This window comes from Mesorhizobium sp. M7A.T.Ca.US.000.02.2.1 (genome assembly GCF_003996995.1).
In the GTDB taxonomy this organism is placed as follows: domain Bacteria; phylum Pseudomonadota; class Alphaproteobacteria; order Rhizobiales; family Rhizobiaceae; genus Mesorhizobium.
Window position 1 is genome coordinate 1 of the sequence record NZ_RZTT01000625.1, and the last position, 2,507, is coordinate 2,507.

The window sequence follows — 2,507 nt, forward strand, 5'->3', positions numbered from 1 at the left end:
GCACTTACAAGTACCTCAACGGCGGTCCGGGCGCACCGGCCTTCATCTATGCCGCGCAGCGCCATCACGGCGATATCAGCCAGCCGCTCAGCGGCTGGTGGGGCCATGCGCGGCCCTTTGCCTTCGAACGGGGGTATGTTGCCGGCACCGGTATCCGCCGCTTTCTGTGCGGCACCCAGCCGGTCCTGTCGATGCGGGCGCTCAAAGGCGCGCTTGCCATCTGGAACGACGTCGACATGGCGGCATTGCGAAAAAAGAGCGTCGCGCTGACGGAACTGTTCATCCAGCTCGTCGAAGCAAAGTGCGGCGCCTATGGCCTCACGCTGGAGACCACCCGCGACGCGACCAGGCGCGGCAGCCAGGTGTCGTTCCTTCACGATCACGGCTATCAAATCATGCGGGCGCTGATCGAGCGCGGCGTCATCGGTGATTTTCGCGCGCCATCGACCATCCGTTTCGGCTTCACGCCCCTCTATATCGGCTACAAGGATGTGTGGCTGGCGGTTCAAGTGCTAGAAGACATTCTGCGCACGGGCGCATGGAAGGACCAGCGTTTCGCCATCAAGGAAGCCGTTACCTGACGCAACGATCTCCGCGATTTGCCGTCGCCGCCCTCACTGCCCGGCGGATGACGGAGGGCTGAACTCCAGCCACAAATGCCAACAGACGTTGGCGTTTTGGCTCCGTTTCGTTCACGGCAAACGAACGTCCCGAAGATTGATATCGTCCCTTGTGGAGGTCGGCCGGCAGATGATGCCAAGCCTCGGGTTGAGGATGAGCCACAGGTCATTAACCATAATGGTTTCAATGTGAGCAGGCGCATCGCCGTGTTGGCGCCTGTCGATTGCGACCCGCTGGCAAGCCCAAATAATTTCAGCAGCCTTAACAAATTCATTAAACTTTAAACGGTTGCAGAACACAACTGGAACAGATAGTGTTTGTTCTGGGTTTGTTTTTCGATTCTGGTTTCAGGTAATCTGGGGGCCGCCATGCTGACACGCAAGCAACATGAACTGCTGATGTTCATCCATGAACGCCTGAAGGAGAGCGGCATTCCGCCATCCTTCGACGAGATGAAGGAGGCGCTCGACCTTGCCTCCAAATCCGGGATTCATCGGCTGATCACCGCACTTGAGGAGCGCGGCTTTATTCGCCGGTTGCCCAACCGGGCACGCGCGCTGGAAGTGCTGCGATTGCCGGACTCGATCGCGCCCGGCCTCAACGCGGCAAAGAAGTTTTCGCCAAGCGTCATCCAGGGCAGTCTCGGTCAGGGTGGTGCTCTTGGCCGGCAGATCAAGCCGGCGCCTTCGCGGATGCCCTCGCCCGGCAATGATGACGATGCGGTCTCCGCCGTGTCGATCCCGGTCATGGGCCGTATCGCCGCCGGTGTGCCGATCGATGCCATCCAGCATCAGACGCATTCGATCTCCGTGCCGCCGGACATGATCATGGGCGGCGCCCACTATGCGCTGGAGGTCAAGGGCGACTCGATGATCGAGGCCGGTATCTTCGACGGCGACACCGTCATCATCCGCAATGCCGACACGGCGAACCCCGGCGAGATCATCGTGGCGCTGGTCGATGAAGAGGAAGCGACGCTGAAGCGGTTCCGCCGCAAGGGCGCTTCGATTGCTCTCGAAGCCGCCAATCCGGCCTATGAAACCCGTATTTTCGGCCCAGACAGGGTCAAGGTGCAAGGCAAGCTCGTCGGCCTCATCCGCCGCTACTGAGGCGGCTGCGGGTTGGCCGCTGGCTTCTCGGGTTTCTTGAAGGGTGCCAGCCCCCTCGCCTCACGAGAGTATTTGCGATGCGTGTGCCAGGGCCGATATGGGCTGCCCACCGCGAAGCTGATTGTCGCCGGCGTGGTCGCCGATTGGCGATCGAAGAAGACCGCGGCACTGCCTTTGCGAGCCAGTTGCCGCTTGGTGATGACGAGAACCAGCGGATTGTGACAGGCGTCATAGGCGGTGGCGTCATTGATGACGATCAGCTCGGCGAAGCCACAGGCTTTCCAGGTGTCCTTGCGGTCCTCGACATAGGCAATGATCGCACCGGACATATGCCTGGCCACGCAAACGCCTGAGGAGCAATAGAACGGCGATCCCGGCGGTAGCTCAACGGCGTCCGCGACGTCGAATTGCCCATCGCTCTTGTCGAACACCTCTGGCACGACGATGGTTTCTGATGTCAGGGCGCGTTTCCAGTTGTCGACGGTGAATTCGTTCGGCCGTTCCCGGCTGACGGCAAGCTCGCCGCCACCGATCGGCAACGCCACCAGCCGGGCGTCTTCCGAGATCAGCACATCCGGCGTGCGCGTATCCGAGACGGTCAGCAAGCCTGCCAGCGCGAATGGCAGAGCAGCGAGCCGCAGCCAAGTTGTCGCCATCGTCGCGATGACCAGGGCAATTGTCACCAGCAGGACAGATTGCTGCGAAATCAGCCCAACCCCATCGACAGGCGAACGTTCGGAGATCCAACCTGATATGGCGATCATCACCGTCAGACCC

At 60.9% G+C, this 2,507-nt stretch carries 1 protein-coding gene and 2 pseudogenes; 2 read left to right on the plus strand and 1 reads right to left on the minus strand.

The annotated features are described in order from the left end of the window. Both EOD15_RS32670 and lexA read left to right on the plus strand, forming a co-directional pair. Positions 1 to 581: pseudogene (locus EOD15_RS32670) on the plus strand (kynureninase); the annotation flags it as partial. Between the two features lie 408 nt (positions 582 to 989). Beyond that, a complete protein-coding gene (lexA, locus tag EOD15_RS32675) occupies positions 990 to 1,730 on the plus strand; it encodes a transcriptional repressor LexA (protein ID WP_127272195.1) in 741 nt (246 codons plus the stop codon). Here lexA and EOD15_RS32680 read toward each other — a convergent pair. Next, positions 1,724 to 2,507: pseudogene (locus EOD15_RS32680) on the minus strand (competence protein); the annotation flags it as partial. The gene lexA and the pseudogene EOD15_RS32680 sit on opposite strands and share 7 nt — an antisense overlap.